At 38.2% G+C, this 26,263-nt stretch carries 14 protein-coding genes; 10 read left to right on the forward strand and 4 right to left on the reverse strand.

The window, feature by feature from the left end; genetic code table 11:
- Positions 1-8 precede the first annotated feature (8 nt).
- From ABD792_RS12610 to uvrB, 4 genes are all read left to right on the forward strand, one after another.
- Entirely contained in the window at positions 9-4,820 is a 4,812-nt protein-coding gene (locus tag ABD792_RS12610) for a choice-of-anchor L domain-containing protein (protein ID WP_345006565.1), read from the forward strand.
- A gap of 59 nt (positions 4,821-4,879) precedes the next feature.
- Complete coding sequence (locus ABD792_RS12615) at positions 4,880-8,467, forward strand: T9SS type B sorting domain-containing protein (protein ID WP_345006567.1); 3,588 nt, start codon at positions 4,880-4,882, stop codon at positions 8,465-8,467.
- A 181-nt stretch (positions 8,468-8,648) separates the two neighbouring features.
- Positions 8,649-13,748 carry a T9SS type B sorting domain-containing protein gene (locus ABD792_RS12620; protein WP_345006569.1) on the forward strand — a complete coding sequence of 1,700 codons (5,100 nt, stop codon included), beginning with the start codon at positions 8,649-8,651 and terminating at the stop codon, positions 13,746-13,748.
- A gap of 25 nt (positions 13,749-13,773) precedes the next feature.
- Positions 13,774-15,777 carry an excinuclease ABC subunit UvrB gene (gene uvrB, locus ABD792_RS12625; protein WP_345006571.1) on the forward strand — a complete coding sequence of 668 codons (2,004 nt, stop codon included), beginning with the start codon at positions 13,774-13,776 and terminating at the stop codon, positions 15,775-15,777.
- 66 nt (positions 15,778-15,843) lie between these two features.
- Here the strand turns inward: uvrB and ABD792_RS12630 are convergent, their stop codons facing one another.
- A complete protein-coding gene (locus ABD792_RS12630) occupies positions 15,844-16,245 on the reverse strand; it encodes a TerB family tellurite resistance protein (protein ID WP_345006574.1) in 402 nt (133 codons plus the stop codon).
- Between the two features lie 372 nt (positions 16,246-16,617).
- Here ABD792_RS12630 and ABD792_RS12635 point away from each other — a divergent pair, with 372 nt between their 5' ends.
- Positions 16,618-16,866, forward strand: coding sequence for a DUF1456 family protein (locus tag ABD792_RS12635; protein ID WP_345006577.1), 249 nt, complete (start codon positions 16,618-16,620; stop codon positions 16,864-16,866).
- A 36-nt stretch (positions 16,867-16,902) separates the two neighbouring features.
- On the opposite strand, the gene ABD792_RS12640 is transcribed toward ABD792_RS12635, so the two are convergent.
- Together ABD792_RS12640 and sucC are read right to left on the reverse strand one after the other, a co-directional pair.
- Positions 16,903-17,247, reverse strand: coding sequence for a hypothetical protein (locus ABD792_RS12640; RefSeq protein ID WP_345006580.1), 345 nt, complete (start codon positions 17,245-17,247; stop codon positions 16,903-16,905).
- A 136-nt stretch (positions 17,248-17,383) separates the two neighbouring features.
- On the reverse strand, positions 17,384-18,574 hold the full coding sequence (gene sucC / locus ABD792_RS12645) for an ADP-forming succinate--CoA ligase subunit beta (protein ID WP_345006582.1): 1,191 nt from the start codon (positions 18,572-18,574) through the stop codon (positions 17,384-17,386).
- Between the two features lie 197 nt (positions 18,575-18,771).
- On the opposite strand from sucC, the gene lysA reads away from it, so the two are divergent.
- The 5 genes from lysA (at position 18,772) to ABD792_RS12670 (ending at position 25,535) form a co-directional block, all read left to right on the forward strand.
- Positions 18,772-20,010 (forward strand): diaminopimelate decarboxylase, encoded by a 1,239-nt coding sequence (gene lysA / locus ABD792_RS12650; RefSeq protein ID WP_345006584.1) that lies wholly within the window; start codon positions 18,772-18,774, stop codon positions 20,008-20,010.
- Positions 20,011-20,355: 345 nt separating this feature from the next.
- Entirely contained in the window at positions 20,356-21,393 is a 1,038-nt protein-coding gene (locus tag ABD792_RS12655) for a hypothetical protein (protein WP_345006585.1), read from the forward strand.
- 95 nt (positions 21,394-21,488) lie between these two features.
- Complete coding sequence (locus ABD792_RS12660; protein ID WP_345006586.1) at positions 21,489-22,811, forward strand: MBOAT family O-acyltransferase; 1,323 nt, start codon at positions 21,489-21,491, stop codon at positions 22,809-22,811.
- Between the two features lie 154 nt (positions 22,812-22,965).
- Positions 22,966-24,270, forward strand: coding sequence for an APC family permease (locus tag ABD792_RS12665; RefSeq protein WP_345006587.1), 1,305 nt, complete (start codon positions 22,966-22,968; stop codon positions 24,268-24,270).
- A 323-nt stretch (positions 24,271-24,593) separates the two neighbouring features.
- Positions 24,594-25,535 (forward strand): hypothetical protein, encoded by a 942-nt coding sequence (locus ABD792_RS12670; protein WP_345006588.1) that lies wholly within the window; start codon positions 24,594-24,596, stop codon positions 25,533-25,535.
- A 27-nt stretch (positions 25,536-25,562) separates the two neighbouring features.
- Here the strand turns inward: ABD792_RS12670 and ABD792_RS12675 are convergent, their stop codons facing one another.
- The gene (locus ABD792_RS12675; protein ID WP_345006589.1) at positions 25,563-26,141 is read right to left on the reverse strand and encodes a hypothetical protein; all 579 of its coding nucleotides are present in this window, start codon (positions 26,139-26,141) and stop codon (positions 25,563-25,565) included.
- Positions 26,142-26,263: the final 122 nt, after the last annotated feature.

Raw genomic sequence — 26,263 nt, forward strand, 5'->3', positions numbered from 1 at the left:
CTTTTAGTATGAGATCAATACGTCTTATCTTGATTATATGTATTTGCTGTTATAACATAACATTATCCCAACAAATTACCGTTGATAATAATATTCCTGCACAAGACCTTATAGAAAACAATTTCGCCGATGGTTGTGTGGAAATTTCCAATGTCACATCATCCCTTAACGGTACCTCAGATGGCTTTTCCAGCTTTGGTGCCTTTCAAAGAGGCAGCTCCAATTTTCCTTTAAATAATGGTATTGTACTTTCTACAGGAAACGCAGCTTCGGCAGGTAATGGTGAAAATACAACCGACTTAAGTGATGGTACATTAAATTGGGGGACAGATGCAGATATAGAAACGGCACTTGGTGTTAGTAATACTGTAAATGCTACTGTTATTGAGTTTGATTTTATTGCACTTTCAGACAACATACAGTTTAATTACTTATTGGCTTCCGAAGAGTATTACGCCAATTACCCTTGTAATTCCTCAGACGGTTTTGCTTTTTTAATACGGGAAAGTACAAGCACGGGGCCATATCAAAACATAGCCCTCGTTCCTGGAACCAATACACCTGTAACAATTAACAATATCCATGATGAGATTTTAACCCAATGTGCGGCAGCCAACGATACGTATTTTGATGGTTATAGCTTTGGAGATACAAATTATAACGGAAGAACAACTGTGCTTACCGCTGCAAGTAATGTAACTCCTAACGTACAATACCATGTAAAATTAATCGTTGCCGATCAAGGCAATGATCCCTCTTTCGATACCGCCGTGTTTATTGAAGCCAATACTTTTACCGAATTAGAACTTGGTGAAGATATTAGTAGCTGCTCAGGAAATATTACCCTTAACGGAGAAATACAAAACCCATTAGCCACTTATTCTTGGTATAGAAATGGAGGACTTATTCCAGGAGAAACCAACCCTACGCTAAATACGTCATTAAGTGGCCTGTATCGAGTTGAAATCAACATTAATGGTGTTAGCTGTACCATATCAGATGAAGTCAATGTTACCATAGATAGCGAGCTTACTACTAACCCTATAGAACCTTATTTATTGTGCGATGACAATGGTGATGGTGAAGAAGTTTTTGATTTATCAACTAAAGACCAAGATGTTATCAATGCCATTCCTAACCTACCAGTAAACTATACCATTAAATATTATTATACAGACGCAGATTCAAGAAACGATTCAAATAACATAACATCTCCTATATCAACTGCTTCCCGCACTATATATGTCCGTGTAGAAGATACCGATCAAGGTTGTGTTATTTTTGGAAATATTTCCTTGGAAGTCAATAATCCACCAACAATTACCCAACAGGTAACTTGGGATGTATGTGATAACGACAACGTTCCAGATAACAGCACGCAAATAGACTTAAGGGAAAAAGATAACGAATTCACCAATGGACAAGCTAACCTTAATGTGAGTTACCACTATACACCTCTCGATGCTGCCAATGGTAATAGCCCAATCCCTCCTCCTTATGTAAACTCTAATCCAAATGAAACACTATATGTTAGAGTAGAAAACACCCTTACCAGCTGTATATCAACCGGATCTTTAGTTTTAAACATAACCAATGGTAACACTGGCATTGTCAGGGACACTCAATACATTGATGCCTGCGATGCAGATCACGATGGTACAGCCAATTTTAACCTTACACAAGCAATCAACACTATTTTAAATGGAGAAACAGGCTTTTTGCCTCCTACATACCATACCAGCCAAAGTGATGCCGAATCTGGATCCAACCCAATCCCAAACCCTACAAACTATCAAAACACAAATCCAGAAGAACAAACCATTTATGTTAGATTAGAAGACAGTACCACAGGCTGCTATGCTATTGTACCCATAGAAATCCACAGCAATCTTTTACTAACCGCTACAAATATACCAGAATTAGGGTTTGCTTTTTGTGATGATGATAATGACGGTAGCGTTGATGTCTATTTAAACCCATTAGAGAGTGTTATTGCTAACGGAATTCCTAATGTTACTGTTTCTTTTTATGATACAGAAAGCAACAGAGATAACAACATAGGGGCCTTAGATACCTCATCACCATTAACCATAACAAGCGACGTAACACTTTACATTAATCTTGAAAATGGTAGTTGCTCTGAAGTATCGGAAGTTTTATTAAGAATAAACCCTGTTGTTGCCTTTCCAAATACAGAGCCAATAAATTATTGTGACAATGACGATGATGGTTTTACAACCATAGATTTCGATTCTTTGGATTCCATTTTAACTGGAGGAACCCCTGGTTTTAGTGTGCGGTATTTTCTAGATCCTAACGATGCAGATTCTGGAACAAACCAATTACCCCGCTACTATGATTCCGCTTCAAATACCTTTTATGCCCGGATAGAAAATATAAACACAAACTGTTATACTGTAAATGAATTTGACATAAATATCGTTCCAGCCCCGTCTGTAAATCAACCTTCCAATATTGTAATTTGTAACAGTACCGGCAACGCCACCATAAAATTAGAAGATAAAATTTCCGAAATTGTATCCGACCCCACTGGACTTATAATAGATTTTTTCGAATCCTTCGATAACGCCAACAACAATGTAGAAGCACTCGACGACCAAGCCTATAACACGATCTCAAGAACCATCTATGTCAGAGTACAAACCACTGCATCTCCAGGATGTTACAATATTGTTTCCTTTGATGTTATTATAAACACCATACCAGTAATCCCACCCCTTACACCTTTCCAAATGTGTGTAGATGAGGGCGTTACTTCAACAACTTTTGTTTTAGCCGACAAAGACTCTGAAATTTTAAACGGTCAGACAAGCAAAGAAGTTTTTTACTATGAAGATGCTGCATTTACAACCCCTATTAACAAATACAGCCCTTACTCTAGTTCTGGAGCTCAAACCATTTATGTACGTGTAGAAAATATAACAGATCCAGATTGTAACAGCACATCTTCTTTTACTTTAGAAATCGCCTCTAACCCTGACTATAACAGGGATTTCGACGACTTCCCTCCCGTATGCCAAACCATTGCTGGAAACCATACATTTGACTTAGAAGCCAAACGACAAGAAATAGCACAAGGAAGCACAGATAATTTAAGCATTGAGTTTTATTTATCTGAAAATGATGCTTATTACAATACAGGTACGCCGTTACCTGACCAATATACATCGCAAGCACTCCAAGGACAATTCTATGTTAGAATTGAAAATACAGCAAACTCCTGTACTGTCGTTGAAGAAGTTAGATTTATAACATTTCCTACACCCAATATTATATCCGCTTCCATAGATCCCGTGTGTGATACTGATTATGATGGCAGTACGACCATTGATCTGACCAATGCCGTGTACGATATAGAAAATGTGAGATTTAGCGATGTGACCATATCCTATTTTGAAGATGAAGCCCTAACAACCGAAATACCGTCTGGACAGATTACCAATTATCCAGTTAACACCAGTAAAACCATTTATATAAAAGCTGAAGTTGATACAGGTTGCAGCCATTCTTCACCCTTAGAACTACAAGTTAATCTTCCCCCTACCTTGTTAAGTGTAAACACTTTTACAGATTGTGAAAACCCAACTAATAGTTATGATTTAGGTCAAATAGACACCTTCTTAATCCATAGCAGCACCAATGCCATTATAAGTTATCATGACTCCCAAACTAATGCCCAAAACAACACAGGTACATATGTCAACAAACAATTTGACTATCCAACACCAGGCACATATGCCATCTATGCGCGCATTGAAGATGCCGTTACCGGATGTCTGGCGTTTACCACTTTCAACTTACAAATCAACCCAAACCCAATAGCCAACACACCTCCAAATTTAGAAGACTGTGACGATGACTTTGATGGATATTTAGAATTTGACTTAACAGAAAACGAACACATCATATTAGGCTCCCAAGACCCTAACAATTTTTCTGTTTACTACTATAACAACAATATTAACAATGCAGAAAATGACACCAATAGATTGGATACATTACATGAAGCCGTAAATGGAGAAACGATCTATGCAAGGGTACAGCACAATAATACAGAATGTTACAGCATCACGCAATTTAATATCATAATCAACCCCTTACCTGTTATTCCAATTAACGACATAGAACCTTTATGCATTAACGACATACCTAAAAACCTAAGTGCTGAAACAGGAAATACAGGTGACACTTACCTATGGTCCAACGGTGCCACAACACCCGAAATACAAGTAGACTTCTCCAATTTAGGAGATCATTGGGTAACCGTTACAACCCCTGACAACTGTGCTTACACAAAAGATTTCACATTAATAGAGTCTGAAGCAGCTACTATAAACTTTACAACTACGGTCGACTTTGCCGACCCTAACAGTATTAACGTAGATATAAGTGGAATGGGAGACTATGTATACATTCTGGATGACGGCGACCCCCAAACCTCCAATGTGTTCGAAAATGTATGGCTTGGACTGCACACAGTTACGGTAAGAGACCTAAACGGCTGTAACGATGTTAGTAAAGAAGTTATCGTTATTGATGCCCCTAAATTCGTAACCCCAAATAACGATGGTGCCTTTGATTATTGGCATATAGTTGGTATCGAAGAACTTCCGGGAACCGTCGTATATATTTATGATCGCTACGGAAAACTTCTTAAAACCCTACCACATACTTCAATCGGTTGGGATGGTACTTTTAACGGTCAAAATATGCCAGCAGATGATTATTGGTTCTTTGCAAAAGTTAAAAAAGATGGTGTGGCCTTTGATTTAAGAGGACACTTTGCTTTAAAACGTTAGGCTCTTTGATTACTTAAAGCATAGTTATATATTTGTTAGCTACGCTAATAGTTTAACCATTGAAAGACCTAGACCTTAACAACCATTTTAAAATTGTAATAAACCTTATTATAATTTTTATTTTTTTTACTCAAAATGCTCACACCCAAACCGCATGTTCCTTAGGAGACCCTGTGTTTGTTGAAAACTTTGGCTCAGGCACAAACCGTCTAGGCCCGTCCTTAAACCAAGATCCAAATGCAAATGTTCACCCCAATTACAGACCTGCCAGTTTATATACCTACGTTGGCTCAGGAAGTGTAGGACATGACCAATACGGTATCATGAAAGACCCAAAAGATGCCGCTCCCGGTGGTGCTGGATGGAACGATAGTTTTCCAGACCACACAGGCAATCCTAATGGCTATTTATACTATTGCGATGCTAAAGAAGACCTCAATGTGTTTTATGCTCAAAAAATAGATGGCTTATGCGATGATATTGAATACGAGCTATCCGCTTGGTTTGCAAAAACAAACGCTCCCGATTACTTCATAGACCCCAATATTAAACTTATAATAGGCTTTACAGATATAAACGACCAAAATATTGGCAGTATTGTCGAAGCAGACACAGGGCCTATAGAAGGTGTCGGAGCAAACAGATGGCATCGTAAAAGTTTGATCTTTACTGTACCTACAGGAACTGAAAACATCTACTTTATGTTAAGAAATAATGTCTCAGGAGTAGCAGGAAACGATCTGGCTATTGATGATATAGAAGTAAGACCCTGTGGTCCTCAAATAGATCTTACAGATACATTTACAAATAACATAATAACTAATGAAACCTATTGTATTGAAGACTCCAATGACACCTCTATTAGTATCTCCGCAAATATCCCCAACACTTTTGTCATGCAATGGCAAGAATCAACAGTCTCTGGCGTATGGACAGATATGACTGGAGAAACAGGCAATACTTTAAATTATACCATTCCTAGCACAAGTGCTTTTTATCAGTTAAGACTTAAATTCGCTCACAACGCCAACAACCTTCTCAACTCAAAGTGTCATTTCTTTACAGAACCTATCTCCTACTATAGAACCTATGCCAATACTGCTCCAGTGATGCAGTTATGTGATGATGACAACAACGGATTGATGTTTTTTAATTTAGCATCACAAAAAAGCTATATAAACGATTCCAATGAGGTAACCATAACCTACCACACCTCACAACCCTTGGCCGAATCCGGCAATGCACCACTAACAAGCCCTTTTGAAAGCGGAAGCACCACTATTTTTGCACGGGTTGAAAACAACCTGAACCCATCTTGTTATGCCATTTCCAGTTTTGACCTGGAAGTTTACGAAACACCCGTCCCTATGGATGCCTCCAGTATCCTTCCCATACAGGAATGTGACAATACCTCCGTAGGTACAGATACCGATGGCCTCGTGGTATTTGATATAACCCAAAGGGAAACCGATATCCTAAACGGACAGGATCCAAATGGTTTTAACATCTCATATTATTCCGATGACACCTATAACAGCCCCATCCCCAATCCATCATCGTTTGAAAATACGGTTTCCGGCGGACAAACCATATACGTACGGGTCACCAACAACCAGTATGGCGATTGCTATGCCGGTACCGCAGTTCAAATTGAAGTACTCGAACTTCCTGTAGTTAACAATCCCAGCACCTATTCGCAATGCGACGATGTTTCCAATGACGGCCAGGCCCTTTTTAACCTGACCCTGGACAGTATCAAAAGCGAGATCAACCCAAACCATACTACAGAGGGACTTCAATTCACCTATTACGAAGACCTAAACGAAGCAGAAAACAACGGCACTGCCATAACCAATCCCGGAGCCTATCTTGATGCGCCCGGCTTCGTCCCTGAAATCGTTTACATACGGGTTGAAAACCCCAATAACTGTTACAGAGTCGTGCCCCTTACACTCGAAGTGAACCCCTACAGTGGCGCCTTGGCCCTTTATAACCCGAACCCGATACATCAGTGCGATGATGGTATGGATCCCAGGGACGGGATCTCGACCTTCGACCTGTCTGGTTTTAAAGACCACATAGAGAATGTTGTTTTTTCAACGTTCAATGCCTCCGCACACCTTTATGAAACCCAATCCGATGCCGAGCTGGAGATCAATGAAATAACCGACCTGACGAACCACCAAAATATAAATTCCCCCAACAGTCAGGACATCTGGGTACGCGTTAAAAGCGACCTCAACAACAACTGTCTAGGACTAGAAGAATTCCCGGGGCTGCTCATTGTGGAAGCCCTGCCCTATGCCAACCCCGTAAGTATCGACAGGCAATGCGACGACGATTTTGACGGAGCCTACCCTTTTGATGTCTCTACCCTGGAAACTACCGTACTGGGGGGGCAATCCTATAATGATGTATCCATAACGTATTTTGACAACACCGGAAACCCCTTAAAGGATTTTAGTGGCAACGACGTAACCAGCCCGCTGCCCAATACACTTTTAATGGACAGCCAGACCATCACAATACGGCTAACCAATAACAACACTAGTGATCCCGATGGCGCTTGCTTTCATGAAACCTCACTGGAGTTCATCGTGGATGTACAGCCAGTCGCAAATCCAGTAACAGTTTCTCCTGTCTGTGACGGCGATGCTGGAGATATAGATGATGACGGTGTGTACCCTTTTGATACCTCAAGCTTTACAGGTATTATTTTGGGCACACAATCTACTATGGAGATCTATTACCGCTATATAGACCAAAACGGAAATACCGTCACCGATAGCCCTACCCTGCCCACCCCATTAATGTCGGGGTCACAGACCATTACGGTGGAGGTCAGAAACCCACTGAACGACACCTGTTCGGCAGCTACAGATATACAACTGACGGTCAACCCGCTGCCCGATTTCACCATTGAAACCCCACAGATCGTATGCTCTTCCGATCCCACCTTTACCATCGTGTTGGATCCCGTTGAAGCAGATCCCAACGAAGTTTTCGACTACCTGTGGCAATACCAGGACGGCAGCGTCCTGTCCAATGCCCCCACACTAACCGTATCGACCCCCGGAACCTATACCGTGACATTGACCAAAACAGATGGTACTGGTTGTTTCAGATCAAGGGAGGTCTTTGTCAATGCCTCCGAACTGGCTACCATTACACAGGAGGATATTACCGTTGTGGACCTTTCGGACAACAATACCATTACCATCAACGAGAACAACCTGGGACTGGGCGATTACGAGTTTGCAATGGACGACGAGTTCGGGCCCTATCAGGACGAACCGTTCTTTGAGCGGGTAAAGGCTGGCATACATACCCTCTTCGTAAGGGACAAAAAGGGATGCGGTACCGCTTCCATTGACATATCCGTTATAGGCTACCCCAAGTTTTTTACACCCAACAACGACGGGTACAATGATTACTGGCAAATCAAAGGGGTCAACGCACAGTTCCAGCCCAACAGCAGCATATACATCTTCGACCGTTATGGTAAACTGTTAAAGCAGATAGCCACGACCTCCAATGGGTGGGACGGAACCTTCAACGGAGACCGCATGAGATCAGACGATTACTGGTTCAAGGTTATGCTTCAGGACGGAAGAACATTTATGGGACATTTTAGTTTGAAGCGGTAACCATTTTTCAAGTAGTTACGAAAGAAAAAGATTTCAAAAAATTATAATGATATCTTTTTCATTTGCTTTTATCTAAAAACGTTAAACCTTTTGCTTCTATTTGAGTCTAAACAAGTTAAATACATTACTTTGGTTATTTAATCCCAAGTTTAAAAGATTAACGATTATTTTTAAGATATAAATGCAAACACTTTGGCAATTAAGATACATAGCAATATTTTTCTTTTTAACAGCTACTGGTTTTTCCCAATTGAGTAAAACCCATTATATCCCCCCTATCACAGAATCAGGTGAAAATTCTTCCACACCCGAAGATCATTATATATACATTTCCACACCTAGTACGGCCCCAGTTAGTTTTACCATAAAACCAGTAGGACTGAGCACAGCAAACCATATAACAGGAACAGTTTCCAACACCAGTCCTTACACACACAATATTGGTAGCGGAAGAAACACACAACTATTTGTTAACGCATTTGAAACCAGTGCCGTAAAATCTAATAAAGGTTTCATTATAGAAGCACAGGACGCCGTTTACGTTTCCGTACGGATCAACGCTGGAGCCCAGGCAGGAGCGCTCGTTAGCAAAGGACTTGCGGCCTTGGGCACCACATTTAGAGTTGGTAGTTATACCAATGAAAACCCACAAACCAATTACTTAAATTTTGTTTCGGTAATGGCTACCGAAGACAATACCCAAGTAACATTTAGCAACCTTCCCACAGGACTGATAATAGAAAACTATTCGGGCGCAACACCTGTAAACGTCTCATTAAACAAAGGAGAAAGTTACATTATAGCAACAAATAGCTCCAATACAACAACCAACAGGGATGGGCTTATTGGATGCCTTGTTAGCTCAGATAAAAACGTTGTTGTTAATTGCGGATCTGCCAATGGCAGCTTTCATAATGGCAACGGGCGAGATTATGGTATCGATCAAATTGTTGACCTGTCCAAAGTTGGCAAGGAATATATTTTTGTGAGAGGTTCTGGCGATAACGGTTGGGAAAATATTCTGGTTGTTGCACATACAAATAACACGACGATTAGCATAAATGGCAGCGCTCCCGTAGCTACTATTAATGCTGGTGAATACCATTTGATCGAAGGTAACTATTACAACTCAAACGGCAACATGTATGTTGAAACCTCAGAAGATGTCTTTGTTTATCAAGGCATAGGAGCCTCTAACAATGAAGCAAATCAAGGCATGTTCTTCGTCCCCCCTTTAAGTTGCGAAGCCCGTGGAAACCTAGACAATATAGCCAACATTACAAGCATAGGAAACACAATATATACAGGAGGTATCACAATTGTTACCAAGGCAGGTGCCACCGTTACCATAAACAATTCGCCAATATCCAGTTTCTCCACTGTTGGCCCCAGTACCGTTACAGGTAAAAGCGATTATGTAACTTACAAAGTATCCAATCTAAGTGGCAATATATCCGTACAAAGTACCGACGAATTATATTGTGCCTACTTCAATCTTAATGGTGTAGCCACATCAGGCAGCTTCTATTCTGGCTTTCCTTCAGCTCCCGAAATCAATTTCAATATCACCCTAACACCACTGGGTATATGTATTCCTAATGTTACTTTAGAGGTTGCTAATATGGATAATTTTGACAGCATTGAATGGTATTTTGATGACGGAACGGGCTACGTGGCAACTGGAATAAGTACCTTACAATATACCCCTAACGCTTCCGGAACTTACAAACTAGTTGGTGTTCTGGCATGTTCAGGTTTAACCTTAGAATCCATAGAAGTTCCTGTTAGTATTTGTCCTGATGATGTAGATAACGATGGTATTATTGACAATATTGACATCGATAATGACAACGATGGCATTTTAAACTGTACCGAATCCTATGGCAACCAAAATATTGATCTCTCAAATTTAAATGGAGGCGCTTTATCTGTCGGTAATTATAGCTATACAGGTGCCATATCAACAACTGGAAATGTAGCAACAACCCCACTAATCGGAAGCTCCGATGGCACCTTCATGAGTGAAGTTCCCGGTAAAAATGGAGCCCTAGAAACCAGTGTTGCCTACAATCTGGCTTTCAGTGATAATATAAACCTGTTATTTGAATACGGAGCATCAACTCTCTTGGGTAGCGGATTACTAACGAATGATGAAGAATTTATAATTCGCGTTCCAAACACTAAAACAATAACGCTTCTAGATCCCGACGATCAATTGTTAGTCGACACGAATTTTGACGGTGTATACGAATCCGGTATTACTCAAATTTCGGCATTTGAAATTAGATTCAAGTTAAAAGGCAGTTCATTAGCTCTGGGAGCCGGTACCTTTAGTTTCTCTGCCAATGCAGTTGACAACCTTATTTATATACATAAAAACAATTCAGATACAAACAACAATCAAGTAACATTCCGTATTTCTGCAACCTGCGTTGCAAAAGACAGTGATATGGATGGCATTGAAGATGCTCTGGATTTAGATAGTGACAACGATGGCATTCCTGATGTTATTGAAAATACCGGAACCATAATAAATCCGACCAATCTGGATACCAATCTGGATGGGCTAGACGATGCTTTTGATCCGCCCTACCCACCCGTTGATAGTGACTCCGATGGCGTTCCGGATTTTTATGATCTGGATAGTGATAATGATGGCATTTACGATTTAATTGAAACCGGACAATTGGGGCTTTTATCCGATACTAATTTAGACGGTATTGTAGATAGCGGATTCCCTTTTGGTTTAAATGGTTGGGTTGATGCTGCCGAGACCAGTCCCGATAGTGGTATGATTACCTACATCCTCGATGATTCTGATAACAATGGTATATTTAGCTATACAGATCTCGATAGTGACGGCGATGGTTGTAACGATGTTATCGAAGCCGGTTTTTCAGATGGAAATGATGACGGGCTACTAGGTGATTCTATGATAACTGTTGATGCGTTTGGATTAGTCAATAATGCTCCTGATGGTTATACACTTCCCAATCCCGATTATTTAACAGGAGCCCCTATAAGCATAACAGCACAACCTGAGAATACCGAAATCTGCGAATCCTTATCTGGTACCATTTTGGTAGTCTCCGATGCCGACACATTCCAATGGGAAATGAGCTCCGATAGCATAAACTGGATTACCCTAACTGACGATGCTATTTATAACGGTTCTCAAACTTCTGATTTGTCGATTAACGCAACGCCCCTATCTTACAACAACTACATCTACAGAGTAAAATTAGACAAAGACGGTAATAGTTGCGGTATCTATTCAAACACCGTTACACTGACTGTACATCCACTTCCTGTTATCAATACACCAGTGGTATTAATCCAATGCGATGACGATACCGATGGTATCAGCCTTTTTAACCTAACCGAAGCCAATAATGAAATATCTGCAAATGCTAGCAACGAAACGTTCAGTTATTACCTAACACAAAGTGCTGCACTTTCTGGTGACCTTAACAGTCCAGATTATATCACCACTCCAACGGCCTACGAAAATACTAGTTCGCCTTATGCTCAGACAATTTGGGCAAGAGTAGTATCACAATACGGTTGCCCCATGGTTGCTGAGATACAACTAAACGTAGCTGTTAGTCAAATCCCTAATGGCGCTATTAATGAAACCCTTATCAAATGCGACGATTTTCTGGACATAGATGGTAATAACACGGCCAATAACGATGACCGCGATGGGATTGCCTCTTTTGATTTTAGCTATGTAAAAACCATGGTAGAAAGCTTTTTTCTTCCCCAAACACCCGATATTAACTTTTACAGAAACGAAACGGATGCCTTAACAGAGATGAATCCGATAATAGATATTTCCAACTACAGAAACATAGGTTACCCTAATACGCAGCAAATATACATTCGAGTTGACAGCCAAATTGATAACGATTGCCAGGCATTTGGTCCCTATATAACCCTTGTTGTAGAAGCCTTGCCAGTAGCTAATCCCCTTACCATAGACAGGCAATGTGACTACGACACCACAGACGCAGACGAAACATTTCCTTTTGACACCTCTTTAATAGAAAGCCAACTGTTAGGCACTCAGGATCCGGCCAATGTTACCGTTACATATACAGATCAGGGAGGCAATGCCTTACCAAGTCCACTGCCAAACCCCTTTTTAACTACCAGTCAATCCGTTACTGCCAGATTAACTAATAACACCAATAATGCATGCTTCGATGAAACTATTTTAGAATTTATTGTTGACACACAACCTGTTATTGCCGACCCTGTAACAGTTTCTCCTGTCTGTGACGGCGATGCTGGAGATATAGATGATGACGGTGTGTACCCTTTTGATACCTCAAGCTTTGCAGGTATTATTTTGGGTACACAATCTACTATGGAGATCTATTACGGCTATATAGACCAAAACGGAAATGCCGTCACCGATAGCCCTACCCTGCCCAACCCATTAATGTCGGGGTCACAGACCATTACGGTAGAGGTCAGAAACCCACTGAACAACACCTGTTCGGCAGCTACAGATATACAACTGACGGTCAACCCGCTGCCCGATTTCACCATTGAAACCCCACAGATCGTATGCTCTTCCGATCCCACCTTTACCATCGTGTTGGACCCCGTTGAAGCAGACCCCAACGAAGTTTTCGACTACCTGTGGCAATACCAGGACGGCAGCGTCCTGTCCAATGCCCCCACACTAACCGTATCAACCCCTGGGATCTATACCGTGACTTTGACCAAAACGGATGGCACTGGTTGTTCCAGGTCCAGAGAGGTCTTTGTCAATGCCTCCGAACTGGCTACCATTACACAGGAGGATATTACCGTTGTGGACCTTTCGGACAACAATACCGTTACCATCAACGAGAACAACCTGGGACTGGGCGATTACGAGTTTGCAATGGACGACGAGTTCGGGCCCTATCAGGACGAACCGTTCTTTGAGAGGGTAAAGGCTGGCATACATACCCTCTTCGTAAGGGACAAAAAGGGATGCGGTACCGCTTCCATTGACATATCCGTTATAGGCTACCCCAAGTTTTTTACGCCCAACGGCGACGGGTACAATGACCACTGGCAAATCAAAGGGATCAACGCACAGTTCCAGCCCAACAGCAGCATATACATCTTCGACCGTTATGGCAAGCTGTTAAAACAGCTCGCCACCACCTCCAGTGGATGGGACGGAACCTTCAACGGAGAGCGCATGAGATCCGACGATTACTGGTTCAAGGTTATGCTTCAGGACGGAAGAACATTTATGGGACATTTTAGTTTGAAACGCTGACATATATTTTATGTAATTTTGCAACATGCGTTTTAAAATTGAATCAGAATTTGATCCTACTGGAGATCAACCCCAAGCTATCGATCAATTGGTCGATGGCATTAATATTGGTGAGAAATACCAAACACTACTTGGTGTAACCGGATCAGGCAAAACATTTTCAGTTGCTAACGTCATTCAAGAAGTGCAACGCCCTACGTTGGTATTAGCACATAATAAGACTTTGGCTGCTCAATTATATTCAGAGTTTAAACAGTTTTTCCCTAACAATGCTGTTGAGTATTTTGTTTCCTATTATGATTATTACCAACCAGAAGCCTACATTCCCGTTTCGGGTGTTTACATAGAGAAGGATCTATCTATTAACGAAGAAATAGAAAAAATGCGCTTAAGCACTACCTCTTCACTACTATCCGGGCGCAGGGACGTATTGGTAGTTGCTTCCGTTTCCTGTTTGTATGGTATCGGAAATCCTGTTGAGTTTCAGAAAAGTGTCATCACATTAAAACGTGATCAGGTAATTTCAAGAACTAAATTATTGCACCAATTGGTACAAAGTCTTTATTCACGTACCGAAGGCGAGTTCAACCGGGGGAATTTCAGAATTAAAGGAGACACCGTTGATATTTTTCCTAGTTATGCTGATGACGCCTTTAGAATCCATTTCTTTGGGGACGAAATTGAAGATATTGAAGCCTTTAATATACAAACCAATCAAATTGTGGAGAAATATGACCGCTTGAATATCTATCCAGCAAATATGTTTGTAACCTCTCCCGAAGTACTACAAAATGCTATTAAGGATATTCAGGACGATCTGGTAAAACAATATGATTATTTTAAGGAAATTGGTAAACATCTTGAAGCAAAACGCCTAAAAGAACGCACCGAATTCGATTTAGAAATGATTCGGGAATTGGGTTATTGCTCTGGCATTGAAAATTATTCTAGATATCTGGATGGCAGACAACCTGGTTCACGCCCCTTTTGCCTTCTGGATTATTTCCCAGACGACTACCTAATGGTAGTAGATGAAAGTCACGTGACCATTTCGCAAGTACACGCCATGTATGGGGGCGACAGGAGCCGTAAAGAGAATTTGGTTGAATACGGCTTTAGGTTACCCGCAGCAATGGATAACCGTCCTTTAAAATTTGAAGAATTTGAAGCACTTCAAAACCAAGTTATCTATGTTAGCGCAACACCAGCAGATTACGAATTGCAAAAAACAGATGGTGTATACGTTGAACAGGTAATTAGGCCAACGGGACTATTAGATCCAGAAATAGAGGTGCGACCAAGTCTAAACCAAATAGACGACCTGATAGAAGAAATCCAATTACGTGTTGAAAAAGATGAGCGCACTCTGGTAACTACACTTACCAAACGTATGGCAGAAGAACTGACAAAGTATCTTGATCGCATTCAAATACGGTGTCGCTATATTCATAGTGACGTTGACACATTAGAGCGTGTAGAAATCATGCAGGACTTACGCAAGGGGCTGTTTGACGTATTGGTTGGTGTAAACTTATTACGCGAAGGCTTGGATCTACCCGAAGTATCTTTAGTGGCCATTTTGGATGCCGACAAAGAAGGCTTTTTACGATCTGCGCGCTCCCTGACGCAAACAGTTGGGCGTGCTGCCAGAAACCTAAACGGAAAAGCCATTATGTATGCCGATACCATAACCAAGAGCATGCAAAAAACCATAGATGAAACCGAGTACAGACGTAAGAAGCAAATTGATTACAATACAAAAAATAATATCGTTCCTAAAGCTCTAAACAAAAGCTTGGATAATGCACTGGCAAAAAACTCTGTAAGTACATACAGTTATGAATTAGAGGCCTTAAAGGCGGCAGAACCCGAAAATGATTATTTAAGCAAACCTGAATTGGAAAAGAAAATTAAAGAAAAACGCAAACTTATGGAAGCTGCTGCTAAAGCATTAGATTTCATGGTTGCAGCTAAACTAAGGGACGAAATTAAAAATTACCAAACAAAACTAGAAAAGCTAAAAGTTTAAACTTTTAGCTTTTCTTTTTCTTAAGGGCAATAACACATTATAATTAAACTTAGCAGAATTTATTTATTAATTATACTGTGTTTTAAAAATATCTATTAGTACATCTGGTGGTACAATTTTATTTGGAAAACTTTCCATTAAATATAACACCTTAGTAATAGACTCATGACTTAATCCCATACGTAAACCAAAGTTATATAACTTTATAACCCCAGAAGAACCACTTTCGCTATCAATATTCATCAATAATACCAATCGATGAAATTGGACAATACGCTCGCTATGCGATTTTAAATGTGTATAGGTTACGGGGTGTTCTATCAAATAGTCAAAATCAGAACGACTGATTTCCAACTGTTTTGCCACTCCCAGCAAAAAATTGTATTCAACATTATTTATATCTTTATCATACTTAGCAAATGCTATCATTTCTGATAGAAGACTTAATTTTTCTACCCTATTAATCATCGTTAGGAAGGATTAATTAATTATACTATAAAGATACGCATAACCGTACTTTATTAATCGTATATATATTGTCTCTTATCGAAAACCACCTCGTATTTTATCGTAGATTTTATTGACTTCATCTCATAAAGAAAAAAAAACAATCGATGTTTTGACAAAAAAAGACATAATAGAACCAAGTGGTTTTCGATCAAAATTAAGAATAAACCATTAATTATCAGCTATTTAAAAACAGCAAAACAATTAACAAATAATGATAACTTGAGAATTTAATTTGGTACATTTTACAAAAATCGCAAAAACGCTAGCTAAAGCGTATTTTATTAATTATTTATGCAAAAAAATAAATATATTGTTTCCAAAACCAAACTTATGACCAATAATGATATTTTAAAGAAACTTCGAGTGGCCTTAAAGTTACGCGATGACGATATAATAAAAATTTTGGCTCTTGTAGACTTTAGAGTTTCCAAAAGTGAATTGGGCGCTTTTTTTAGACGAGAAGACCATCCTAAATATGTAGAATGCGGTGATCAAATTTTACGTAATTTTTTAAATGGCCTTGTAATTCACCTTCGAGGGCCAATGCCACCAAAAGGAGAAAAAAAAACTCCTAAATAAAATTTAGGAGCTTAATTAAACATTGCTACTTATTTACTATTTCCGCGCTTCGAACTTAACAGGTATAACGTATCTTTTTCCCTGTCTTACGCTTTTTGTTTTTATTTTACTGTAATTCAGATTGGACTTAATAAATTCTTCCAGTGCAAACAAATCTGAATCCACATTTAAAACTACTATCTCATTCTTTACGTTTATAGTAAAATAGACTTTTGCCAATGCGTCTTCTTTAACTACCAAATTAGAACGTCCCAAAATCCTTTGTATTTCATTGGATATGGTCTCCACCTTTGGGGCTTCTTTTTTAGGATCGGTATGAGCAATGCTCAGGTTCGTACATACTAAAATTGCCAGTACTGTTAATAATTTAATTGTTTTCATAGTTTTTGTTTTATTATTGTTTTTGTTATTCCTTTTAAATTACGATTCAAAACTATACAATAAAAAAGAGTAGTGCTTTACACTACTCTTAACAAAACTATATCTAAAAATTAATAAATTTTACTACATGTTAAGCCTAAGCTAACACCTGCTGTACTTTGTCTGCTGCTTCTTGGAATTCGGTAGCACTCAATACATCCAGTCCAGAATTATCTATTAACTCTTTAGCAATATCTGCATTGGTACCTTGCAAACGTACAATAATAGGAACATTTATATCCCCCATATTTTTATAAGCATCTATAACTCCTTGTGCTACGCGGTCACAACGTACAATACCTCCAAAAATATTTATTAAGATAGCCTTAACAGCAGGATCTTTTAAAATGATTTTAAAAGCCGCTTCAACACGCGCAGCATCTGCTGTACCTCCTACATCTAAAAAGTTAGCTGGCTCTCCTCCTGCTTGTTTTATTAAATCCATGGTTGCCATTGCTAAACCTGCTCCATTGACCATACATCCTACGTTACCATCTAAATCCACATAATTTAAACCAACTTCCTTAGCTTCAACCTCTATAGGGTTCTCCTCTCGCAAATCTCTTAAATCCGTATAATCTTTATGTCTGTAAAGCGCATTATCATCAATAGTTACTTTAGCATCAACAGCCATTATTTTATCATCACTTGTCTTTAAAACTGGATTAATTTCAAATAAAGACGCGTCAGATTTTACGTAAGCTGTGTAAAGACTGGTAACAAACTTTGTCATCTCCTTAAAAGCGGTTCCAGACAAACCAAGATTAAAAGCAACACGTCTAGCTTGAAATGGCATAATACCAACAGCCGGGTCAATCTCTTCTGTAAATATTAAATGGGGAGTTTCTTCAGCAACCGTTTCAATATCCATTCCGCCTTCGGTAGAATACATAATCATATTACGACCAGTAGATCTGTTTAAAAGTACAGATATATAGAACTCACTCGTTTCACTATCTCCTGGATAATAAACATCTTCAGCGACTAAAACCTGGTGTACCTTTTTACCTTCGGCAGATGTTTGGGGTGTAATTAGGTTCATACCTATAATTTGACCTGCTATCTCTTCAACTTCCTGAAGGTTCTTGGCTAGCTTAACACCACCGCCTTTTCCACGTCCACCAGCATGAATCTGAGCTTTTATAACGTGCCAACCAGTACCTGTCTCTGCTGTTAATTGTTTAGCAGCTGCTACTGCTTCCTGTGCATTTTGAGCAACAATACCTCGTTGGATACGCACTCCAAAACTACTTAATATTTCCTTACCTTGATATTCGTGTAAATTCATAATTTTCTTAATCGTTTATGAATGGCAAATGTAAATAATAGCCATTAATTACACTAATATTTTATTCAAGAATCCGTAACTAACTACTTCAGCCCATAGGCGTGTTATATAATTAACAAAATGTTTAATTTGTATAAATTTTGTTTATTTATTTTTTATTAAAGCTAAAGAAATATCTTTGCAAAAAAATAGAACATATGACTAATGATCAATTGCTAAAAATAGCACAAGATTATGGAAGCCCTGTTTATGTGTATGATGCCGATAAGATCGCTGCTCAATACAAACGGTTAACCAATGCTTTTAAAGGTGTTAATACCCTAAAAATTAATTATGCAGTAAAGGCTTTGTCTAATATATCTATATTAAAATTCCTTAGTACACTGGGATCTGGTATAGATACTGTTTCTATTCAAGAAATTAATCTGGGATTGGCTGCTGGTTATTTACCCGAACAAATAATCTTTACTCCTAATGGTGTATCGCTAAACGAAATCGAAACCGCTGCCAAATTAGGCGTTCAGATAAACATCGACAACTTATCTATATTGGAACAATTTGGAACCAAACATCCAGATATTCCCGTATGCATCAGAATAAACCCGCATATTATGGCAGGTGGTAATAGTAAAATTTCTGTTGGACATATAGATTCTAAGTTTGGCATTTCAATCCATCAGATTCCACACCTATTGAGAATTATAGAAAACACAAAAATGACTATTAACGGTATACACATGCATACAGGCAGTGATATCTTGGACATTGATGTGTTTTTATATGCTAGTGAAATTCTGTTTGAAACTGCAAAGTCATTTAAAAACCTTGAATTTATCGATTTTGGTTCTGGTTTTAAAGTACCTTACAAGGATGGTGATATAGAGACCAACATTGAAGAGTTAGGAAAAAAATTGACTACAAAGTTTAATGCCTTTTGTAAAGAATATGGCAAGGATCTAACCCTAGCTTTCGAACCAGGTAAATTTTTAGTTAGCGAAGCGGGCAGTTTCTTAACACAGGTAAATGCTGTAAAACAAACAACCTCCACCGTATTTGCGCAGGTCGACTCTGGGTTCAACCATTTAATAAGACCCATGTTCTATGGCTCACATCACGATATAATTAATATATCGAACCCTAAAGGAAGAGAACGCTTTTATACTGTAGTAGGATATATATGTGAAACAGATACTTTTGGCAATAACCGTCGTATCAATGAAATCACAGAAGGAGATATTTTACGCTTTAAAAATGCAGGTGCTTACTGTTTTTCAATGGCCAGCAATTATAACTCCCGATTCCGTCCTGCCGAAGTGCTGTGGTACAATGGTGCTGCCCATTTAATAAGAAAAAGAGAAACCTTTGATGATATTATAAAAAATCAAGTAGAAGTTGATTTTAGCAACTCTAAAAAAGAAGCTGTTTTAACTAAATAAACCATTGTATTAAATCTTAGTTAAAAAAGTTCAGCATGTATTTGTTGAACTTTTTTTTTTATAAAAACAATGGCTTTCTTAACTTTAAAATATTATTTGCTTAAATATTAGTTTTTTTATAAATTCACAAAACCATCCCCTGAATCTTGTTTTAAAAATGTAATTCTATCAAAAGACAAGATATGCCATATATAACTTCAGGATTACCCAGCCGATCAAATACATTTAACAGAAGTTATTATTCAGAAACCTTATATCACCCTAACTGTATTCCTTATTATTGAACTAGTTCCAAACAACAATAAAACTATTGACCTTTACTATATACTAACCAAAATAACCAACATGCAGCTAAAACAATCTTTACTTATTGCCGTTGCAATAAGTATAATTAGTATAATCTCGTGGGAACTCTATTGGCGCTCACAAGGTTATCATCCTACCCTTAATGACGAAAAAGCACTTTGGGCCATAACAAGATCAAAAGTTGAAGATGCCACAAAAGAAGACGTCATTATCCTAGGCTCATCTAGAGCCTACTTTGACATTCAGGTCGATGAATGGGAAAAATTAACAGGAAAACAGCCCCTACAATTGGCTTCAACAGGTTCGTCTCCATTACCAACCTTTCACGACATTGTAAATAATACAAGCTTTAATGGCACTATTATAATAGGAGTAACACCTGGGTTGTTCTTTTCTACGACCTACCCTCAAGCTTTTCCATGGCAAAGACCACAATCCAAAGTAGATTTTTATGAAAACAGAACCTATGCACAACGCCTAAACTATCGACTGTCTGTCCCTTTACAAAAAAATCTTGTATTGATGTCGGCCGACGAAGAAGAATGGTCGGATGATATTGACTTGAAATCATTACTAAAAGGCATACAGATGGGGCACAGAAGCGCTGACCCCATAATGCCTCCCTTTTATAATTTTGGAGATGTATCCCTTCCCAGAAATATTAAAATGATGGAACGTACCGTTACAGATACTGCATTTGCCAACAGTATTATTAAAGTGTGGCATTTTTTTGGAAAAGGAGCGCCTCCACCTGATAAAAAATCAACTATGGCGTTTTTCATGAAAGATTTAAAACGCTTTAAAGAAAAAAATGGCACCGTTGTGTTGGTTAGATGCCCTTCTAGTGGTGGAGTAAGAATGGGAGAAAATATGGGGTTGCCCAAAGCCGATTTCTGGGACGATCTGGTAAGTCAAGCAAATGTCAAAACCTATCACTTTGAAGATCTTGAACAATTTAAACATTTAAAATGCCCTGAAGAGTCGCATTTATCTGCTAAAGATGCTCAATATTTCACTAGAGAACTGGCAAAAATCATGCTTAACGAAGGTATTGTCCCTAATTCTAAATCCAATTAAGTATGTTATTCAATTCATTAAGTTTTTTAGTTTTTTTAATCTTAGTATTAATTCTTTATTATACTAAGCTGTTTAGTTGGACTAATAAAAAGCGTATGCTTTTATTAGCTAGTTATGTCTTCTATGGTTTATGGAATCCTCCCTTAGTAATCTTACTTTGGATCTCAACGTTTGTTGACTGGTCTGCTGGAAAAAAATTGGCTATAGAAGATGATGAACGTAAAAGAAAAGCTTGGCTCATTTTAAGTATGGTAGTTAACCTAGGATTTCTAGCATTTTTTAAATATCGCGATTTTCTTTTGGATAATTTTACAACAGTTGTTAATTCATATGGTTATGGTTATCAATCGAAACCTATGGATATTATTTTACCCATGGGAATTTCGTTCTACACGTTTCAAACCATGTCTTACACTATAGATATGTACAAAAGACAAACAGAACGAGCCAAAACATTTCTAGACTTTGCACTATATGTAACATTCTTTCCACAATTAGTAGCCGGGCCTATTGTAAGGGCTAAAGATTTAATATCCCAATTTTATGAAGAAAAAAAAGCCACCACCAACCAGTTTATTTGGGGGGTGTTTCTTTTAACAATTGGCTTATTTCAAAAAATAGTATTAGCTGACACCTTCTTATCCGGAACCGCCGATACTGTTTTTGGTTCAGATAAACTATTGCATGGCTTAGATGCTTGGATAGGCACCATAGCATTTTCAGGACAAATATTTTTTGATTTTGCGGGGTATTCAACCTGCGCTATTGGTATTGCACTTATGCTCGGTATTATTTTGCCCGACAATTTCAGGTATCCTTATGCTTCTCTAGGGTTTTCGGATCTTTGGAGCAGATGGCATATATCTCTGTCTTCTTGGTTAAAAGATTATTTATACATACCCCTTGGCGGTAATCGTCATGGCATAATAAGAATGTATGTCGCATTAATGGTTACAATGCTTTTAGGAGGTTTGTGGCACGGTGCTGCCTGGACTTTTATTGTTTGGGGAGGCTTGCATGGCATTTATTTAATACTGGAAAAACTTCAAAAACGTTATGTGCCATTCAAAATAACAGCATGGAATGGAATACCCTTAGCGTTTTTAACGTTTAGTTGTATAAACATTACTTGGGTGTTTTTTAGAGCTCGTAAATTTGACACAGCTTGGAACATGATCAAGTCCATGTTTTATGCGCAAACCGAAGGAGCAAAAATCCTAGATACTTTTACTATTGTAAAAGTGAGTGTCTTAATAGCCATCCTGTTTTTATGCCATTGGTTTATGAGAGATACAAGCATGAAAGACGTTTCGTTAAAAACAAAGCCTTGGGTATTAGGTGTTTTTTGGGGCATTATGGTTTTTCTTATTGTAATTGCTCAAGGTAGTGGTGAACAATTTATTTATTTTCAATTTTAATCGCGACCAATAGGAAATTTAAAAATCAATTAATGATCCTATAGATTCAACAAAATTGAGGATCCATGCATATTTTAGATGGTGCGGTTATACTCGCTAAGTCATTGAATCAGTACTTTGTCTCTTTCGAGTTATTAAAAGTTATATATTAACTATGCCACAAAATAGTGAAAAATTAAAAAGACAGGTTGGTGTTTTAGGCTTGTCGGCTAACATTATCAATATCATAATCGGTTCCGGTATTTTTGTCATACCTGCCATAATAGCTTCTTATATGGGAGCATCTAGTATAATGGCATACCTGTTTTGTGGTCTTCTAATAACACTTGTAATGCTTTGCTTTGCAGAAGCTGGCAGTAAAATAAATAATACGGGAGGCCCCTATACGTACATTGAAACAGCCTTTGGTGACTATGCTGGATTTGTGGGCGGCTGTTTTGCAGTTGGAAGTAACTTATTTGCCGATGCAGCTGTTTCAAATGCCTTAGTTAATATTATGGCATCTACGTATCCTATCTTTGAGAATCAAGGACTGCGGTTAACTTTCCTTTTTATTCTCTTTTATGGGTTAGCTTACATAAATGTAATAGGCATAAAAAAAGGAATAGGACTGGTAAAGTTTAACACTATTATTAAACTTCTTCCATTATTTGTTCTTATAATCTTTGGTTTCAAAGCAATTTCCCCAAGCAATTTGGTTATTCATGATTATCCGAGTATAAAAACGCTGGGGGAAACATCGTTAATCCTCTTTTTTGCTTTCCAAGGATGTGAAACCGGTATAATTGTTGGTGGCGAAATTACCAATCCCAAACGTACCGTTCCTAAGGCAATATTAATAAGTATTGCTACTGTTTTGATAATCTATATTTCAATACAAACTGTAGCCCAAGGTGTATTGGGAGATGTATTTCCTAATTTTGAAGCAGCCCCACTAGCCGAAACAGCTAAAGTTGCATTAGGCGTTTTTGGCTATGTACTTTTAACAGTTGGTGCTTTCATTTCTATGTTTGGCTATATGAGTGGCACTTTACTTAACAGTCCCAGAATATTATATGCGCTTTCTAGAGACCATGTTATACCTATTAAACCTTTAGCTAAAATCCATAAATCATACACAACCCCTCACATAGCTATTATTAGCTACGCAACAATTGGCTTGATTTTAGCTGTAACCGGTAGCTTTAAGCAATTGGCAATTATAGCCAGTAGCTCTATGTTAATACTGTATTTAGGTGTGGTTGTTTCTGTAATCAAACTAAGAAAATCTCATGAAACACAACCAGAAGAATTCAAAATCCCTGGAGGCTGGACTGTACCTGTTCTTTCAATATTAATTATAATCTATTTTCTATCAAACCTTCCTTTAAACGAACTTATTGGGACTGGCAGTGTTTTTATCGTCCTCTCTTTTATATATCTACTTATTAGACTACTTAAAAAAAATCATGGCAATTAAAAAGTTTGACTAAAAACCATTTTGCTTTTAGACAAAAAAGATTTAGGCTAACTAATTTTCAATGCGTACATCATCTTTGCTCTGGCAGTGAAGCGATCTGGCCTTAAAAGATTAGTTGCCCAGTAAACTACCTCGGAGTATTTAAACCTCGATTATCGAGTAAATCTTAATTATAAAAATGTACAATGCTTATGTTGGACATTTTTTTAGCTCAACAGTTAAGCTTATCTACCCAGAAACACTTAAGTGGGTATTTAATGCTTACAGCATGCTTTCGTTATTATTTTATATATTAGGGTTTCCAATAATATAGAATACGGCACATGCTAAAAATACCTGCTTTAAGAACAGCAACACTTCTCCTCGCTTTTATTTTTAAAGTTTATCTTGGATTTTGTCAGGATCTAGGCTATAAAGAAGAGCAATTAACAAATACGAGTGCCGACAACAGATACGCCAGTTATAACAAAACGGGCAAAAAGATTGTCTTTGAATCAAATCGTGATGGTCGTTGGCAGATATACACTATGGACGTTAAAGGCAATCACCAAAAGCCCTTATTTAAAAGTAGTTTTAATGACAGACGCCCAACTTGGCACCCTTACAAGGACATTGTATTATTTGAATCCGACAGAAATGGCGCAACCGAAATATTCACCTACGATCTGGAAACGAACACAATAAAAAAGGTTCCTATTGCCTTAGATGGCAATAAATCTTTTGCTAGATTTGCTCCCAATGGCGTACAAGTAATTTTTAGTCATCAGGCCAAAAATGACATTGTTGATATTTATATGTGCTCCAATAAAGGCAAACGATTAAAAAAGGTTATAGCCGACAAACATATCAATTTATACCCCCACTTTTCGCCAAGAGGTGACAATGTTATCTATTATTCAAACAAAAATACGCAGGGAGAAAGTAACATTATCTATTCTTATAATATCATAACTGAAGATAGAAACAGGTTAAGCTACTTTAAAGATCATAGCGAATTTCCAAACTGGTCCAATAGCCACGGACGTAGAGTAACTTTCTCCGCTAAAGTAGATGACATGCAACATTCGGAAATATTTATAATGCGTAATGATGCCAAACGCAAAATCCAAATCACTTACAATGACGTTGAGGATATTCTCCCCACGTGGTCACCAAACGATATTAACCTATTGATAACTGGCTACAGAAATGGGTATTACCAGATTTGTAGAATTCTATTAAAAGAACCACTAGATCCAAACAACAGGGTTTTAGATTACAAGTAATCCCCTCTAAGAACAAGCCTTGGAGTTTTATTCCCTAAGCTTACCTGTAAAAACGTTAGCTTTCGAATTAAAAGGGTTTCCAGAAGCACGTCTTAACAAAACTACTTGGCCACAATGCCAAACAGCATCTTCTATAGGTCCGTTTATTCCATTCCAAAACGGAAACTCACGCTTACCAAATTTTATTGTATACATGGAAATATCTGATGAAACTCTAAAAATATCTGCGGCTACTTTAATATTTTCTAAGGTCTTTTTTCGCTTCTGTTCAAAACTCATTTCCTTATCATCATTCTTAGCATTAACCTTTTGCAATGCTGCATTAAGGATTACATTACTTAAATCGTAAATATGGTCTATAGTTTCTGCTGTTGTCCGCCCCGAATCACTTGGCTTATAGGCTAAATCTTCAGCACGTAACCCTTCAGTGGCCCAATAATATCTATAACCCAAACCATCAACAACCCTAGCGGCAACAGTACCTGCAGTATATGTCTCGGGATATTCTGGGATTTCATAATATGGTAACGCTTCTTTTGACATGTCTTGTGCTGTTAATTGATTAAAAAAAAGCAAAGGGAGAACGAAAAAGGCTAACTGTTTCATACGTTTAAAATTTTGTGTATCTATTAATGACGCTAAATTTTGTTATAAAATTATTTGAATATCCGTTTTTCGTCATAATCCTGTGATATTAGCAATAACCAACCTATCGAAGAGTTTGTCCT

The organism is Snuella lapsa (genome assembly GCF_039539345.1).
GTDB classification, from domain to species: Bacteria; Bacteroidota; Bacteroidia; order Flavobacteriales; family Flavobacteriaceae; genus Snuella; species Snuella lapsa.

Excerpts from the sequence above, each read along its gene's own strand:
- ABD792_RS12620 (WP_345006569.1), top strand. The coding sequence starts at position 8,649 with ATGCAAACACTTTGGCAATTAAGATACATAGCAATATTTTTCTTTTTA.
- ABD792_RS12655 (WP_345006585.1), top strand. The coding sequence starts at position 20,356 with ATGCAGCTAAAACAATCTTTACTTATTGCCGTTGCAATAAGTATAATT.
- ABD792_RS12630 (WP_345006574.1), bottom strand. The coding sequence starts at position 16,245 with ATGATTAATAGGGTAGAAAAATTAAGTCTTCTATCAGAAATGATAGCA.
- ABD792_RS12660 (WP_345006586.1), top strand. The coding sequence starts at position 21,489 with ATGCTTTTATTAGCTAGTTATGTCTTCTATGGTTTATGGAATCCTCCC.
- ABD792_RS12640 (WP_345006580.1), bottom strand. The coding sequence starts at position 17,247 with ATGAAAACAATTAAATTATTAACAGTACTGGCAATTTTAGTATGTACG.
- ABD792_RS12675 (WP_345006589.1), bottom strand. The coding sequence starts at position 26,141 with ATGAAACAGTTAGCCTTTTTCGTTCTCCCTTTGCTTTTTTTTAATCAA.
- ABD792_RS12610 (WP_345006565.1), top strand. The coding sequence starts at position 9 with ATGAGATCAATACGTCTTATCTTGATTATATGTATTTGCTGTTATAAC.
- ABD792_RS12665 (WP_345006587.1), top strand. The coding sequence starts at position 22,966 with ATGCCACAAAATAGTGAAAAATTAAAAAGACAGGTTGGTGTTTTAGGC.
- ABD792_RS12670 (WP_345006588.1), top strand. The coding sequence starts at position 24,594 with ATGCTAAAAATACCTGCTTTAAGAACAGCAACACTTCTCCTCGCTTTT.
- uvrB (WP_345006571.1), top strand. The coding sequence starts at position 13,774 with ATGCGTTTTAAAATTGAATCAGAATTTGATCCTACTGGAGATCAACCC.
- lysA (WP_345006584.1), top strand. The coding sequence starts at position 18,772 with ATGACTAATGATCAATTGCTAAAAATAGCACAAGATTATGGAAGCCCT.
- ABD792_RS12635 (WP_345006577.1), top strand. The coding sequence starts at position 16,618 with ATGACCAATAATGATATTTTAAAGAAACTTCGAGTGGCCTTAAAGTTA.
- sucC (WP_345006582.1), bottom strand. The coding sequence starts at position 18,574 with ATGAATTTACACGAATATCAAGGTAAGGAAATATTAAGTAGTTTTGGA.